The sequence below is a fragment of the Lysobacter sp. HA35 genome (assembly GCF_054061195.1).
The window spans coordinates 128,334-141,919 of sequence record NZ_JBSSDY010000001.1 but is presented as its reverse complement, the minus strand read 5'-3'; the positions used below and the strand labels follow the sequence as shown (position 1 = coordinate 141,919).

Genomic DNA, 13,586 nt, shown 5'->3' with positions numbered 1-13,586 from the left:
GGACCTCAGGCGTGGGCCGGCAGCTTCGCGAGCGCGGCGTCGATGCGGCGCAGTGCTTCGTCGTGCCCGGCGAGATAGATGGTGTGCGCGATGTCGGGGCTCACCTGCGTGCCGGTGATGGCGACGCGCAGCGGTTGCGCGACCTTGCCCATGCCGACGCAGCAGGTCGTGGCGACTTCGTTCAATGTCGTGTGGATCGCATCGGGCGTCCACGCGGCCAGCTGCGCGAGGCGCGAACGTGCTTCGTCCAGAGGTGCGCGCGCGCCAGCGGTGAGGTGCTTGGCCACGGCTGCATCGTCGTAGTTGGTCAGCGGCTGGAACCACACAGCCGCGCGCTCGGCCATGTCCTTCAGCGTCTGCACGCGATCACGCATGGCGATGACGATGTCCGCCGGCGCGGGGCCGTTCGACAAGTCGTAACCCTGTTGCTCGAGATGCCAAACGAGATGCTTCGCCACGTCTTCCGGCGCGTCGCTCTTGAGGTATTGCTGGTTGAGCCAGCCGAGCTTCTGCGAATCGAGGCGCGACGCTTTCGCGTTGACGTCCTTCAGATCGAACAGACGCGTGAGTTCCTCGATCGAAAAGATCTCCTGATCGCCATGCGACCAGCCGAGTCGCACCAGATAGTTCAGCAGCGCGTGCGGCAGGTAACCGTTCTCGCGGTACTGCATCACGTCGGCCGCGCCGGTGCGCTTGGAGAGCTTCGCGCCCTGCTCGTCGAGGATCATCGGCAGGTGCGCGAAATGCGGCACGGGTGCGCCGAGCGCTTCGTAGATATTGATCTGTCGCGGCGTGTTGTTGACGTGGTCGTCGCCGCGCACCACGTCGGTGATGCGCATGTCGATGTCGTCGACGACGACCGCGAAGTTGTAGGTCGGATAACCGTCGGAACGGAAGATCACCAAGTCGTCGAGTTCGCTGTTCGCGAATTCGATGCGGCCCTTGACCTTGTCGTCCCACGCGACGGTGCCGTCCTGCGGATTGCGGAAACGAATCACGCGATTCGGGTCGTCGCGATACGGAAGGTTCGCGTCTCGCGCGGCGCCGCTGTAGCGCGGCTTCTCGCCCGCCGCCATCGCCTTCTCGCGCATCGCTTCGAGTTCGTCTTTTGTCTCGTACGCGTAGTACGCCTTGCCGGCCGCAACCAGCTGCTCGGCGACTTCGCGATAGCGGTCCAGACGCTGCGTCTGGTAGATCGGGCCTTCGTCGTAGTGCAGGCCGAGCCAGTCCATCGCTTCGAGAATGGCGTCGATCGCGGCCTGCGTGCTGCGCTCGCGGTCGGTGTCCTCGATGCGCAGGATGAACTCGCCGCCGCGACGCCGCGCCTCCAGCCAGCAGTACAGCGCCGTGCGGGCGCCGCCGATGTGGAGGTACCCGGTGGGGCTGGGTGCGAAGCGGGTGCGGCTGGTCATGCGACGACTCGTCAGGCGTGGAACCGACGATTTTACGCCTGCCGTCAACGTGGCCGTTCAGCCCGCGGCGGACATCTCCACCATGAGCCAGTAGCCCTCATGGTCGTCGGTCTGTCGCGGCAGTGCTTCGAGGCGCGTCGGCGTCGGCCAGCCGCTGGTGCGGGCTTGCGCCTGCACGGCTTCGCGGATCGCCTGCGTCAATGCGGACAGCCGCTCGGCCTCCGCGGTGCAGGTCGGAAAATCCGGCAGCGTGGCGTGGTAACGATGCTGCGCATCGCGGCGAACAAAAGCGAAATAGCCGCGACTCATGCATGCACCGTGGCGCGTGCGCCGAATGTGTTGTCGTGCGTCCCCATGCCGACCGCCCCCCAAGGCCGTGACCGGTCGGCCGACTATACGCTCGCGGATCGCGGCGTACGCAGGGCGCAGATCGAGACGTGCGGCGCGTCGCATTCATGGAGGCCGGCAGGCCGCCGCCCTGATGGCCGGACGCCTTCGCACCCGCAATTACAATGCCGCGATGACCACCCTCCTCATCTCCGACCTGCATCTGGACGCCGAACGTCCGCAGGTCACCGACCTGTTCCTGCGCTTCCTTCGCGACGACGCACGCGGCGCGAACGCGCTGTACATCCTCGGCGACCTGTTCGAAGCCTGGGTCGGCGATGACGATCCGTCGGAGGTCGGCAGCGCGGTCGCGAAAGGACTGCTCGAGCTCGTCGATAGCGGCACGCCCGCGTATTTCATCCGCGGCAATCGTGACTTTCTGCTTGGCGACGGCTACGCACGGCGTGCCGGCATGACCATCCTGCAGGACCCGTCGGTGCTGATGCTCGAAGGCCGCCCCGCGCTGATCCTGCACGGCGACCTGCTCTGCACTGCCGACACCGGCTACATGGCGTTCCGCGCGCAGACGCGCGACGCGAAGTGGCAGTCGCAATTCCTGTCGCAGCCGCTCGCCGCGCGTATCGCGTTCGCGCAGCACGCGCGCGCACAGAGTCGCGATGCGCAGGCCGCGCTGAAGGACGCCGGCACGATGGAAACGATCACCGACGTCGCGCCGTCAACGGTCGACGAATATTTCGTGCGCTACGGCGTCGACCTGATGATCCACGGGCATACGCATCGTCCGGCGATCCACGAACTCGATGTCGCCGGCCGCGCGCGTCGACGCGTGGTGCTCGGTGACTGGTACGACCACGGGTCGGTACTGCGCGTCGATGGTGCGCGGATCGACTTGCAGGGCCTTGTGTAACCGGCCGCTGCGCAACTCAGTTCGCGAGTGATTCCAAGGACGCGAGCTCTTCGGCGTCGAACCCGGCTTCCAGTCGCGCCTCTCGATTGAATGGCCCGTACAGCACGGCGCGCGCGTATTCGGCGAGCAGTGCCTTGAACGTCGGCTGCGGTTCCAGCCCGCGCTGCACGCAATGCCAGCGGAACCATCGACTTCCGGCGGCAACGTGGCCAACCTCCTCGCGCAGGATGACGTCGAGGATGTCGGCGGTCGCGTCGTCGCCGCGCTGGCGCAGCTTCACGATCATTCCCGGCGTGACGTCGAGCCCGCGCGCCTCAAGTACGCGTGGCACGAGGGCCATGCGAGCCAGGGCATCGTGTGCAGTCTTTTCGGCCATTTCCCACAGGCCGTTGTGCGCGTCGAAATCGCCGTAGTCGTAGCCGAGCTCGCGCAGGCGTCCGCGCAGCATCGTGAAATGACGTGCTTCATCGTTCGCGACGGATGCCCAGTCCGCATAGAACTGCGCAGGCATTTCGCGATATCGGTACACGGCATCCCAGGCGAGATCGATCGCGTTGAATTCGATGTGCGCGATGGCGTGCACGAACGCAGCAAGGCCTTCGTTAGTGCCGAAACCGCGCTTCGGGAGGTCACGTGCGGATACAAGGCGCGGACACTCGGGGCGGCCCGGCATTTCAACCGATCGAGGTGCAGGCGAGTCCGCACGCGGTGCAAGCTCGCCGCTCGAGAAGCGTTCGAACGTTTCGAACGTGCGCGCGACCTTGTCTTCGGGCGTCGCCGCGCGCAGGCAGGCGTGCGCGGCATCGTGCAGGTCCACGTGCATCACGCGTCCGCGTCGTCGCCCGCGTCGTCCGTTTCCTCGGGGCCGGCGGCGCGCGAGCACTCCCAGCCGTCGGGATAGCCGCCGAACGACTCGGCGAGCACGGTGAGGTCGCGCTCGAGCTTGGTGATATCCGCGTGCTTCGCGGCCATGTGGCGGCTCGCGGTGACCTGCCAGATGCCTTCGTCGTCGATCGCCGGCGCGGTGAGCAGCAGGTCCGGTAGTTGATTGGCCGCGTCGGTGAATGCGCGCGCCGCGCTTTCCTCGCCGAACACCAGATGGAAGTCGATCTCGCGCGGGATGGTGAGGTCGTCGCCGTCCTCCACCATCGCGCGCAGTACGTCGCCGTTCTCGTCGTCCGGAATCATCGCGAGTTGCAGCGACTTCATGTCAGGCCACCTTCCGTGCCTGCTTGGCGGCGTCAGAACGCAGCTGCTTGATGCGCTCGAAGTAGCCGGGCTCGACGCCCGTCACGTAGTCGCCGTTGAAGCACGACGAATCGAATGCGTCGATGCGGTGCTTCGGGCCGGACACCGCTTCTTCGAGGTCCGACAGGTCCTGGTAGATCAGCCAGTCGCAGCCCAGCAACTGCTGCACTTCGTCGTCGGTGCGATCGTGCGCGACGAGTTCGTCGGCCGACGGCATGTCGATGCCGTAGATGTTGGGAAAGCGCACCGGCGGTGCGGCGGACGCGAGGTAAACCTTCGCGGCACCGGCATCGCGCGCCATCTGCACGATCTGCTTGGACGTGGTGCCGCGCACGATCGAGTCGTCGACAAGCAGCACGTTGCGGCCGCGGAATTCCAGCGGAATCGGATTGAGCTTGCGACGCACCGACTTCGCGCGTTCGCCCTGCCCCGGCATGATGAAGGTGCGGCCGACGTAACGATTCTTGATGAAGCCTTCGCGGTACTTCACGCCCAGCACGTTGGCGATTTCGAGCGCGGCATCGCGCGAGGTGTCGGGAATCGGAATGACGACGTCGATGTCGTGGTCCGGACGTAGGCGCAGGATCTTCTCGCCGAGCTTCTGGCCCATGCGCATGCGCGCCTTGTGCACCGACACGTCGTCCATCATCGAATCGGGACGCGCGAAGTACACGTATTCGAAGATGCACGGCGTCGCCGCGCGCTCCTCGGCGCAGGCACGCGCATGCAGCGTGCCGTCGGCCGTGACGACAATGCCCTCGCCCGGGCGCACGTCGCGCAGTCGCTCGTAACCGAGCAGGTCGAGCGCAACGGACTCGGATGCGACCGCATATTCGTCGCGACCGTTGCTGGTGCGCTTGCCGAGCACCAGCGGACGGATGCCATGCGGATCGCGGAACGCGACCAGCCCGAAGCCGAGCACGGTTGCGACCACTGCATAGCCGCCGATGCAGCGACGGTGCACGCCTTCGATGGCCTTGAACACAGACTCGGGCGACAGCACGCCCTGCGTGTCGAGCTCATGCGCGAACACGTTGAGCAGCACTTCCGAATCCGATTCGGTGTTGACGTTGCGCTTGTCCTGCTCGAACACCTCACGACGCAGCGCGTCGGTGTTGATCAGGTTGCCGTTGTGCGCTAGCGCGATGCCGTACGGCGAGTTCACGTAGAACGGCTGCGCTTCGTCGCAACCGGCGCTGCCCGCCGTGGGATAGCGGCAGTGGCCGATGCCGAAGTTGCCGTGCAGCAGCTGCATCGCAGCCTCGTCGAACACGTCGCTGACCAGCCCGTTGCCCTTGTGCACGCGGATGCGCATGCCGCTGGCGGTCGCGATGCCGGCGGCATCTTGGCCGCGATGCTGGAGCACGGTCAGCCCGTCGTAGAGCTGCCCTGCGACGTCGCTTTGGCCGACGATTCCGATGATGCCGCACATGATTTCGGTGTCCTGCAGAAGATCAGACGGGAAGCCCCGGTAATGGGGGCGGTTCCGGGAGGTTTCGAGCGGGCGTGGCGCCGTCGAGATCGACGCGTTCGCGTGCCCACGCCGGCAGCCACGTCGCCATCCAGCGCGCGCCAGGTTTGAACAGCGGCACCAGCGCTGACGCCTGCCACGGCCGCTGGCGCGGAATGGCGGTGAAACCGAGCAGCAGCACGACCGCACAGGCCATCGCGATGCCTCGCACGCTGCCGAGCGCGAGGCCGAGCATGCGGTCGACGCCATCGAGCCCCGCGGCCTTGAGCGCGCGTCGCATCAGGAAGGCGATGACCGCGACGCCGATCGACGTCGCGACGAAACAGACTGCGTATCCGGCGAATACCTGCACCGGCGTCGGGCCTGCCGGCCCCGCAATCGCATGCGCGACGCTGCCGCCGAGCAGCAGAGCGACGCTACCGCCAAGCAGCCATGCCGCAAACGACGCGACCACGCCGACGAAGCCGCGCATCAGGCCCGTCAGCGCGGAGACGCCGAGGATCGCGAGCAGCAGCCAGTCGAGCGCGCTCATCGTCAGGGATGCGGTCGCACGATGCCGCTGACCCCGACCTTGGACGCGACCTGCGCGCGCAATGCATCGGCCGCAGCGCGATCCGGAACCGGCCCGACACGAACGCGGCTGAGGTCGCCGTGGTCGGTGTGCACTTTTTCGACGAATGCGGGGAAGCCGGCATTGCGTGCGCGATCACGAAGCCGCGTGGCTTCATCGGCATCGGCGAATGCGCCGAGCTGGACGGCGAAACCGACGCTCGATGCGGCGGGTGCGGTCGTTGCGACGGTCGCGGCCGCGGGCGCTGGCGTTGCGGCCGGCGGTGCTGGCGGCGTCGTGGGCTTGGGCGGTGTGGTCGCAGCGGGTGCGGGGCGCTGCGTGCCGGCGGTGAGCGTGGTGGACGTCGCGTCCGTGGACGGCGTCGTGCGTCCTGGAGTCGCACGTGCGGCCGGCAGCGGCGCGGTGGTCACTGCGGGCGCGGTGGACGCGATCGCTGTGGTCGTCGCCGCAGGTTTGGTCGGCGTCGCGGTGTCGGCATCGAGCACGACGACCTTCGCATTGACGTCGCTGCGCACACGGCCCGCGGCCAGGCGCGCGGCTTCAGCGTCGGCCGAGGTCACGAACGGGCCGATGCGCACACGATGCACGGTGCGCGTGCCGAGTGCGGTCGGTTCCTGGTACGCGGCGAGATGGGCAGCGCCGAGTGCACCGATCACGCGCGCAGCGTCGGACTCCGTCGCGTAGCTGCCGAAGTTCACGGCGTAGTTGCCGGCCGCAGTGGCGGGTGTCGTCAGCGCCGCGGGTGGCGGCGTCGCAACCTCGGGCGCTCCTGCACCCGCCTCGACCGGCGCCGACAACACCGGCTTGCCGGTGGCTTCAGGTGCGAGCGGCAGGTCAAGCGTGCGGGTATCGCCGTTCGCCGCCTCGGGCGCCGGCGGCACCTTGAGCGGAACGCGCGATGCGCCGCTGTCGGGCGCGGGATCCATCACGAGGAGGGGCAGGAAAACCACTGCCAGGGCGACGAGCACCGCCGCGCCGAGCAGCCGCTGTTTCAGGGCAGATTCCATCGCGTCCGCATGCGGCGGGGGTGGCCCGCCTTGTCGCGGCGAATTATACGCGCCGGGTCGGGGCGGCCCCGGCCGCGCGACGACCGTTCAGCCGGCGGTCGCTCCCACGCCGAGCGTCCTTAAGGCGTCAGCCGCCGTGTGGAATGAGCCGAACACCAGCACGCGGTCGCCTTTGCCCGCTTCGATTCCGGCGAGCGCCGACGCAACGTCCGTCCAGCGCGTCGCGATCGAAGCGGCGGTTCCGGTCAGCCGCTCCGCAAATGAATCGACGTCTACTGCGCGTGGGCCGTGACCGGGAAGACCGGCGATGTGCCAGGCGTCGACACAACCGGCAAGTGCATCGACCACACCCGCTGCGTCCTTGTCGCCGAGCGCTGCGAACAATGCGATCACCTTTCCATCGACCGGCGTGCGCTTGAGCCATGCGGCAAGCTCGCGCGCCGCCTGCGGGTTGTGCGCGACGTCGACGACGTACTCGACGCCGTCACGTTCGATCCGCTGCAGCCGCGCCGTGACGCGCGCATGGGCGACGCCCGCCACGATCGCGTCCTCGCCGATCTCCAGCGGACTCGACCGAAGCGCCGCAATCGCCACCGCCGCGTTGCGCAGCTGCGACGGCGCCGCTAGCGACGGCCGCGGCAGCTCGTGTGTTTCGCCGACTGCACGCCACGTCCATGTGTCCCCGCCCTCATTCGCATCGACGAAGAAATCGCAGCCGATCCGCAGCGCCTTGGCGCCGATCGAATATGCATGGCGAAGCACACTCGACGGCGGATCGTCGTCGCCCAGCACGAGCGGCTTCCATGCGCGAGCAATGCCAGCCTTTTCGAAGCCGATCGATTCGACATCCGGACCGAGCCAATCCGTGTGGTCGATGTCGACGGTGGTGATCACGGCCACATCGGCATCGACGAGGTTGGTTGCATCCAATCGCCCGCCGAGCCCGACCTCGAGGATCGCGAGATTCAGCGATGCACGCTCGAACAGCCACAGCGCCGCGAGCGTGCCCACCTCGAAGTACGTCAGAGTAGTGTCGCCGCGCGCGGCTTCGATCGCTTCGAAAGCGTCGATGATCGAAGCGTCATCCACATCATGTCCATCGATGCGGATGCGCTCGTTGTAGCGCAGCAGGTGCGGCGACGTGTACGCGCCGACCCGCAGCCCCTGCGCACGCGCGATCGCCTCTGCAAACGCGACGGTCGAGCCTTTGCCGTTGGTGCCACCGACGGTGATCACCACCGGCGCCGGTCGCGTCAGCCCGAGCCGCGCGTGCACGACGCGGATGCGGTCTAGACCGAGGTCCACGCTGCGCGGATGCTGTTGCTCGAGGCGGGCGAGCCAGTGGTCGAGTTCGGACGTCATGCGCGAATTGTAGGGCGGGTCTTGACCCGCCATCGTCGGACGTACGCGACGGTGGGTTGAAACCCGCCCTACAACGCGCGATGCACGGCTTCGCCGAACAGTGCGGTGTGGTGGCTGCAGTCGTTGAGGCGCACGACGTCGAGGTGGTCGACGTCCGGCCCTTCCAGCAGGTTCAGCGTGGTCGGCGCCTGGCGGAAGCGCCAGAGGTTCGCGAGTGGTAGCCCGAGGATCCGACAGAGCAGCACGCGATTGACTGCGTCGTGCGCGACAACGAGCAGCGTGTCGTCATCAGTGAGACCGTCGCATGCACGCGCGAACGCCGGCCATGCGCGATCGAGCACGTGCTGCAACGATTCGCCGCCGGGCATCAGCACGTCATGCGGCGTATCGCGCCATGCGGTCAGGCGCTCGCCGTCGCGCTCGCGGATTTCGCTGGCGAGCAGGCCTTCCCACTCGCCGTGCGCGATCTCCATGAGGCCGGCGTCCGTCGTGAGCATCGCAGCACGGTCGCCCAGCGCGACCTCGGCGGTGCGACGCGCACGCAGCAGCGGCGACGCGACCGCGCGCGTGATCGGCACATCGCGCAACCGTCGCGCGAGTGCCGCGGCCTGCGATTCGCCGACCGGCGACAGCGGGATGTCGACCTGACCCTGGTAGCGGCCTTCGGCGTTCCACGGCGTTTCGCCGTGTCGGGCAAGAATGATTCGCATGCGTCAGACCTGCTGGATCGAGAACACGCCGGGCGTGGCGCGCAGGACGTCGAGTTGCGCGTCATCGATCTCGCGATCGATGGTGATGGCGGCACGCGCATAGCCATCGCCCGCCGCGCCAAGCGCGAAGCTGATGATGTTGATGCCGGCGGCGCCGAGCTGCGAGCCAACGGTGCCGACCATGCCGGGGCGATCCTCGTTACGCATGAGCAACACATGCGCGAGCGGATCGAATTCGATCTCGACACCATCGAGTGCGACGACGCGCGGTGCACGATGCAGCGTCGCATCGATCTCGCGTCGCACGCTGCGGCCTGCGCTGTCGCCTTCGACCGTCAGACGGACGAGACGGTCGTAACCGTCGCCTTCGCCACCGATCGTTTCGGAGACTTCGAGTCCGCGCGCGCTCGCTTCCTGCAATGCGTTTACCGGAGTGACACGACCCGATGCCGCACCGAGCAACGACGACACGAGCAGTCGCGTCAGCGGCCGCGTGTCGAGCCCGTCCGTGCGGCCCGCGTAGCGGATGTGCAACCGCGTCGGCGCCGGCACGAGGCGCGATGCAACGCGACCCAGCGCCGTCATCAGCGGCATCCACGGCCCGACTTCGAGCGCGGCTTCGGCGGTGAGCGGCGGCAGGTTGACGCAGCCGGCGACCGCGCCTGTCGCGACGAAATCGATGATCTGTCGCGCAAGAATCGTGCTGACTGCCTGCTGCGCTTCGCTGGTGGACGCGCCGAGATGCGGCGTCAGCACCACCTTCGGGTTTGCCCGCAGCGGCGAGTCTTCCTGCAGCGGTTCGGTGACAAAGGTATCCAGCGCGGCGCCGGCGAGATGGCCTTCGTCGAGCAGTCGCAGCAACGCCGCTTCGTCGACCAACCCGCCGCGCGCGGCGTTGATGATCATCGCGCCCGGCTTCATCGCCCGCATGCGCGCTTCCGAGAGCAGGTTGGTCGTTTCCTTGGTGCGCGGAATGTGCAATGTGACGATGTCGGCCCAGGCGAGCAGGTCATCGAGCGTCATCAGCGGCACGCTGCCCTTGCCCGCCGCGGATGCCGGCAGGAACGGGTCGTACGCAGCGACTTCCATGCCGATGCCACGCGCCTTGCGCGCGACGGTGCCACCGATGCGGCCGAGACCGATCACGCCGAGACGCTTGCCTTCGAGTTCGAAGCCCGTGAGCCCCGCCTTCGGCCACTGCCCCGCTTTCATGCCGGCATCGGCGCGTGGAATGTGGCGCGCGAGTGCGAACAGCAGCGCGATCGCATGCTCCGCCGCGGCCAGCGTATTGCCATCGGGCGCGTTCATCACCGCGATGCCGCGCGCGGTGGCCGCGTCGACGTCGATGGTGTCGACACCAGCACCCGCGCGGCCGATCACCTTCAGCTTCGTCGCCTGCACCAGCGCATCGGCGGGCACGCGCGTTGCCGAGCGCACGAGCACCGCGTCGACATCGACCAGCGCGGCGGCGAGTTTGTCGGCGTCCTTGATCGGTTCGGGCGCGACGACCACGTCCCATCCCGCCTCGCGGAACAGTTTCAGGCCGTCGTCATGGATTCCATCGCATGCCAGCACTCGCATCGTCGTCGCGCTCCTTGAATGAGGGATGCGCGGATGCCCTGCCAGCCGGCCGTCGTGCAGGCCCGGACGGGCTGCGACGGTGATGCGGTCTTGCGGTGTTGCATGCATGCGCGGACGCATGCGGACTGCGGGTCGGGAGACGGGGCCGGCTGGCATGGGAATCCGCGACGGGCTGGAGACTAGCAGACGCGATGTGGTCGACAACCGCTGGCCGACCGGCGGCGCGTGCGTGATGATCGGCATTCATTCGATCCGGAGACCGCCATGCCCGTCGCCCAAGGCCGCTTCAACGTGAAGCGAACACCGCAGGATCCGCTGGAAATCGGTGGCGACACGCACGCCATGCATTTGCGCATCGACAAGACGTTCGAAGGCCCGCTGCGCGCGACCAGCGTTGTGCACATGCTCGCGGTCGGTACCGAGGTCGACGGTTCGGCCGGTTACGTCGCGGTCGAACGCATCGAAGGCATCCTCGACGGGCGCAGCGGACATTTCGCAGTGATGCACTTCGGCATGATGCATCGCGGCTCGCCGTCGCTGCGCATCGAAGTGGTGCCGGATTCTGGCGACGACGAACTCGAGGGCATTCGCGGAACGATGACGATCGACATCACCGGCGGCGAGCACTTCTACACGTTCGACTACACGCTGCCCGGCGCGTAACGCTCGAGCGTCGCGCAACGAAAAAGGCCAGCGATCGACGCTGGCCTTTTTCGCATGCGTCAGCGCATCACTTGCGTTCGGGAACGCCGAGCTCCTGCAGGATCTGCGGCGCGGGATAGACCTCCTGCATGATCCAGCGCATGTAGCGCTGATCGACCGAGATCATCCGCGTCATCGCCGGGTCGAACACCCAGTTGCTGCTCACCGATTCCCAATTGCCGTCGAACGCTAGGCCGACGAGCTTGCCTTGCGCATCGAGCACCGGCGAGCCCGAATTGCCGCCGGTGATGTCGAGGTCCGACAGGAAGTTCACCGGCACGGTGCCGAGGCGCTTGTCCGCGAGCCCGCCGTAGTTTTTCGCGCGGATCGCATCGAGCTCCACCTGCGGCGCGTCGAACGGATCCTTGCCGGTCGCCTTCTGCGCAACCTGCTCGAGCGTGGTGAACGACGGCTGCTTCGCGCCGTCGGGCTTCGTGTAACCCGTGACGTGGCCGTAGGTGATGCGCAGCGTCGAGTTCGCGTCGGGATACACGGCTTGGCCGTGCGCCTTGCGGTAGTCGGCGAGCGCCTGCAGGAACTCCGGTCGGGCAACCAGCGCATCGCCGGAACGCGTCTTGGCTTCTTCTTCCAGACGCAGCACGTCAGGCATCACCGCGACGGCGAACTGGATCGCGGGATCCTTCGACTTCTCGAGCGTCGCGCGATCTGCGCTCAGCAGCGCGACACGTGCAATGGTGTCGCCAAGGCGCGTCTTCGTGAGGCGATCGAGCGCACGACCGATCGCCTTGTCGTCGGTACCGCCCAGCCACTTGTCGACCGACGCGATGTGTTCGGTTGCCGGCAGCTTCGCGTACTCCCGTAGCCAGTAACCGATGAGTTCGCGATCCATCTGCGGCTGGTAGCGACGCTCCATCTGGCGCAGCGCGCCTTCCAGCGACGGCAGGTCGCGCTGCATGTAGCCGGCTTCGCGCTGCGCGTCCGGCTTTTCGCGCTCGATCGCGGTGCGATAGATCTGCGTGCCTGCGCCGAGCACACCCGTGCTGCGCAGCTGACCGAAGACGAGGTCACGCTCGCGATGCGCGCGTGCTTCCTCGCCCAGCTGTTCGAGCCGATCGTGCGCGGCCAGACCCGCTTCGCCTCGGGAGCCCTGACTGCGCAGCCATGCGAGCACCGCTTCTTCCTCGCGATGCTTGCGCGCACCCGCATCGATGCGACGGAAACCTTCGAGCTGGCCGTCGTAGTTTTTCAACACGTTCTGCCAGCTGCGCACCGTCGCCGCGTACTTCACCGCGATGTCCGGATTGCGGCGACCGGCGTTGTCGACCAGCGCGACGAGGTTCTTGTAGTGACGGCTGACGGTGGGATACGTCCAGTTCGCGGTCGCATCGAATTCGCTGGCGAGCGCGTAGCGGCTCGTGCTGCCCGGATAGCCGGCCACCATCACGAAGTCGCCGTCACCGAGCGCCTTGTCGGCGAGCTTGAGGAAGTGCTTCGGGCGGTACGGCACGTTGTCCTGCGAATACGCGGCCGGGCGACCGTCCTTGCCGACATACGCGCGATAGAACGAGAAGTCGCCGGTGTGGCGCGGCCACATCCAGTTGTCCACTTCGCCGCCGTAGTTGCCGACGCTGCGCGGCGGCGCGTACACCAGGCGCACGTCCTTGATCTCGAGGTTCTTGAACAGGCGATACGTGTTGCCGCCCGCGAAGCTGTACAGCCGGCAGCGATAGCCCGTCGGCGCCTCGCAGTCGGCGACCAGCTTCTTCTCGATCGCATCGAGCGCGGTCGTACGGCCGAGTGCATCCGGTGCCGCGGCGATCGCGGCTTTCACCGTCTTCGTCACGTCCTGGATCGAATCCAGAGCGTAGATGCGCGCGTTCGGGCCGGCCGAGAGTTCCTGCGCCGGCGTCGTCGCGTTGAAGCCGGTTTCGATCAGGTTGTTCTGCGGCGTCGAATTGAGCTGGATCGCGCCATACGCGCAGTGGTGGTTGGTGACCACGAGGCCCTGCGGCGACACGAAACTCGCGGTGCAGCCACCGAGCGAAACCACCGCTGCCATCGGATCGCCGGTGAGATCCGCGAGCTGGCGCGCGTCGAGCTTCAGCCCCGCCTTCTTCAGCGGCGCGGCGATTTCGGGCAACTGCTGCGGCACCCACATGCCTTCGACCGCGACCGCGCTCGCGGAAAGAGCCGCGAGCGCGGCGAACGTGGCGAGGGCGAGTGGTCGCATGCGCATGGGTGCTCCGGTGTTCGGTTTCGTTGGACGGTCGAGTCTAGCCAATGCACGCGAGGCGACGCGCTTGACG

At 67.3% G+C, this 13,586-nt stretch carries 12 protein-coding genes and 1 pseudogene; 2 read left to right on the top strand and 11 right to left on the bottom strand.

Annotated elements, in window-relative coordinates; genetic code table 11:
- Window positions 1–5: 5 nt before the first annotated feature.
- Together gltX and ACVWZN_RS00760 are read right to left on the bottom strand one after the other, a co-directional pair.
- Entirely contained in the window at window positions 6–1,412 is a 1,407-nt protein-coding gene (gene gltX, locus ACVWZN_RS00765; protein ID WP_456952205.1) for a glutamate--tRNA ligase, read from the bottom strand.
- A 57-nt stretch (window positions 1,413–1,469) separates the two neighbouring features.
- A complete protein-coding gene (locus tag ACVWZN_RS00760; protein ID WP_456952204.1) occupies window positions 1,470–1,721 on the bottom strand; it encodes a type II toxin-antitoxin system HicB family antitoxin in 252 nt (83 codons plus the stop codon).
- Window positions 1,722–1,932: 211 nt separating this feature from the next.
- Here ACVWZN_RS00760 and lpxH point away from each other — a divergent pair, with 211 nt between their 5' ends.
- Window positions 1,933–2,667, top strand: a complete 735-nt coding sequence (lpxH, locus tag ACVWZN_RS00755; protein ID WP_456952203.1) for a UDP-2,3-diacylglucosamine diphosphatase — start codon at window positions 1,933–1,935, stop codon at window positions 2,665–2,667.
- Window positions 2,668–2,683: 16 nt separating this feature from the next.
- On the opposite strand, the gene ACVWZN_RS00750 is transcribed toward lpxH, so the two are convergent.
- The 8 genes and pseudogenes from ACVWZN_RS00750 to serA all read right to left on the bottom strand — a co-directional run bounded on the left by ACVWZN_RS00750 (window position 2,684) and on the right by serA (window position 10,617).
- Window positions 2,684–3,490 (bottom strand): ferritin-like domain-containing protein, encoded by an 807-nt coding sequence (locus ACVWZN_RS00750; protein WP_456952202.1) that lies wholly within the window; start codon window positions 3,488–3,490, stop codon window positions 2,684–2,686.
- Window positions 3,490–3,876, bottom strand: a complete 387-nt coding sequence (locus ACVWZN_RS00745; RefSeq protein ID WP_456952201.1) for a ribonuclease E inhibitor RraB — start codon at window positions 3,874–3,876, stop codon at window positions 3,490–3,492. The genes ACVWZN_RS00750 and ACVWZN_RS00745 overlap by 1 nt, the downstream gene beginning before the upstream one ends.
- A 1-nt stretch (window position 3,877) precedes the next feature.
- Window positions 3,878–5,347, bottom strand: coding sequence for an amidophosphoribosyltransferase (gene purF, locus ACVWZN_RS00740; RefSeq protein ID WP_456952200.1), 1,470 nt, complete (start codon window positions 5,345–5,347; stop codon window positions 3,878–3,880).
- Between the two features lie 22 nt (window positions 5,348–5,369).
- Window positions 5,370–5,918, bottom strand: a complete 549-nt coding sequence (locus tag ACVWZN_RS00735; protein ID WP_456952199.1) for a CvpA family protein — start codon at window positions 5,916–5,918, stop codon at window positions 5,370–5,372.
- Between the two features lie 2 nt (window positions 5,919–5,920).
- On the bottom strand, window positions 5,921–6,964 hold the full coding sequence (locus ACVWZN_RS00730) for an SPOR domain-containing protein (protein ID WP_456952198.1): 1,044 nt from the start codon (window positions 6,962–6,964) through the stop codon (window positions 5,921–5,923).
- Between the two features lie 87 nt (window positions 6,965–7,051).
- Window positions 7,052–8,320, bottom strand: a pseudogene (gene folC, locus ACVWZN_RS00725) (bifunctional tetrahydrofolate synthase/dihydrofolate synthase); the annotation flags it as partial.
- A gap of 74 nt (window positions 8,321–8,394) precedes the next feature.
- Window positions 8,395–9,036, bottom strand: a complete 642-nt coding sequence (locus tag ACVWZN_RS00720; RefSeq protein WP_456952197.1) for a histidine phosphatase family protein — start codon at window positions 9,034–9,036, stop codon at window positions 8,395–8,397.
- 3 nt (window positions 9,037–9,039) lie between these two features.
- Window positions 9,040–10,617 carry a phosphoglycerate dehydrogenase gene (gene serA / locus ACVWZN_RS00715; protein WP_456952196.1) on the bottom strand — a complete coding sequence of 526 codons (1,578 nt, stop codon included), beginning with the start codon at window positions 10,615–10,617 and terminating at the stop codon, window positions 9,040–9,042.
- Between the two features lie 264 nt (window positions 10,618–10,881).
- On the opposite strand from serA, the gene ACVWZN_RS00710 reads away from it, so the two are divergent.
- Window positions 10,882–11,280 (top strand): DUF3224 domain-containing protein, encoded by a 399-nt coding sequence (locus ACVWZN_RS00710; RefSeq protein WP_456952195.1) that lies wholly within the window; start codon window positions 10,882–10,884, stop codon window positions 11,278–11,280.
- Between the two features lie 67 nt (window positions 11,281–11,347).
- On the opposite strand, the gene ACVWZN_RS00705 is transcribed toward ACVWZN_RS00710, so the two are convergent.
- Window positions 11,348–13,438, bottom strand: a complete 2,091-nt coding sequence (locus ACVWZN_RS00705) for a S46 family peptidase (RefSeq protein ID WP_456954671.1) — start codon at window positions 13,436–13,438, stop codon at window positions 11,348–11,350.
- Between the last annotated feature and the right edge of the window lie 148 nt (window positions 13,439–13,586).

Bases quoted from the DNA above. Each gene is read 5' to 3' on its own strand.
- gltX (WP_456952205.1), bottom strand. From the start codon at position 1,412: ATGACCAGCCGCACCCGCTTCGCACCCAGCCCCACCGGGTACCTCCAC.
- ACVWZN_RS00760 (WP_456952204.1), bottom strand. From the start codon at position 1,721: ATGAGTCGCGGCTATTTCGCTTTTGTTCGCCGCGATGCGCAGCATCGT.
- lpxH (WP_456952203.1), top strand. From the start codon at position 1,933: ATGACCACCCTCCTCATCTCCGACCTGCATCTGGACGCCGAACGTCCG.
- ACVWZN_RS00750 (WP_456952202.1), bottom strand. From the start codon at position 3,490: ATGCACGTGGACCTGCACGATGCCGCGCACGCCTGCCTGCGCGCGGCG.
- ACVWZN_RS00745 (WP_456952201.1), bottom strand. From the start codon at position 3,876: ATGAAGTCGCTGCAACTCGCGATGATTCCGGACGACGAGAACGGCGAC.
- purF (WP_456952200.1), bottom strand. From the start codon at position 5,347: ATGTGCGGCATCATCGGAATCGTCGGCCAAAGCGACGTCGCAGGGCAG.
- ACVWZN_RS00735 (WP_456952199.1), bottom strand. From the start codon at position 5,918: ATGAGCGCGCTCGACTGGCTGCTGCTCGCGATCCTCGGCGTCTCCGCG.
- ACVWZN_RS00730 (WP_456952198.1), bottom strand. From the start codon at position 6,964: ATGGAATCTGCCCTGAAACAGCGGCTGCTCGGCGCGGCGGTGCTCGTC.
- ACVWZN_RS00720 (WP_456952197.1), bottom strand. From the start codon at position 9,036: ATGCGAATCATTCTTGCCCGACACGGCGAAACGCCGTGGAACGCCGAA.
- serA (WP_456952196.1), bottom strand. From the start codon at position 10,617: ATGCGAGTGCTGGCATGCGATGGAATCCATGACGACGGCCTGAAACTG.
- ACVWZN_RS00710 (WP_456952195.1), top strand. From the start codon at position 10,882: ATGCCCGTCGCCCAAGGCCGCTTCAACGTGAAGCGAACACCGCAGGAT.
- ACVWZN_RS00705 (WP_456954671.1), bottom strand. From the start codon at position 13,438: ATGTGGGTGCCGCAGCAGTTGCCCGAAATCGCCGCGCCGCTGAAGAAG.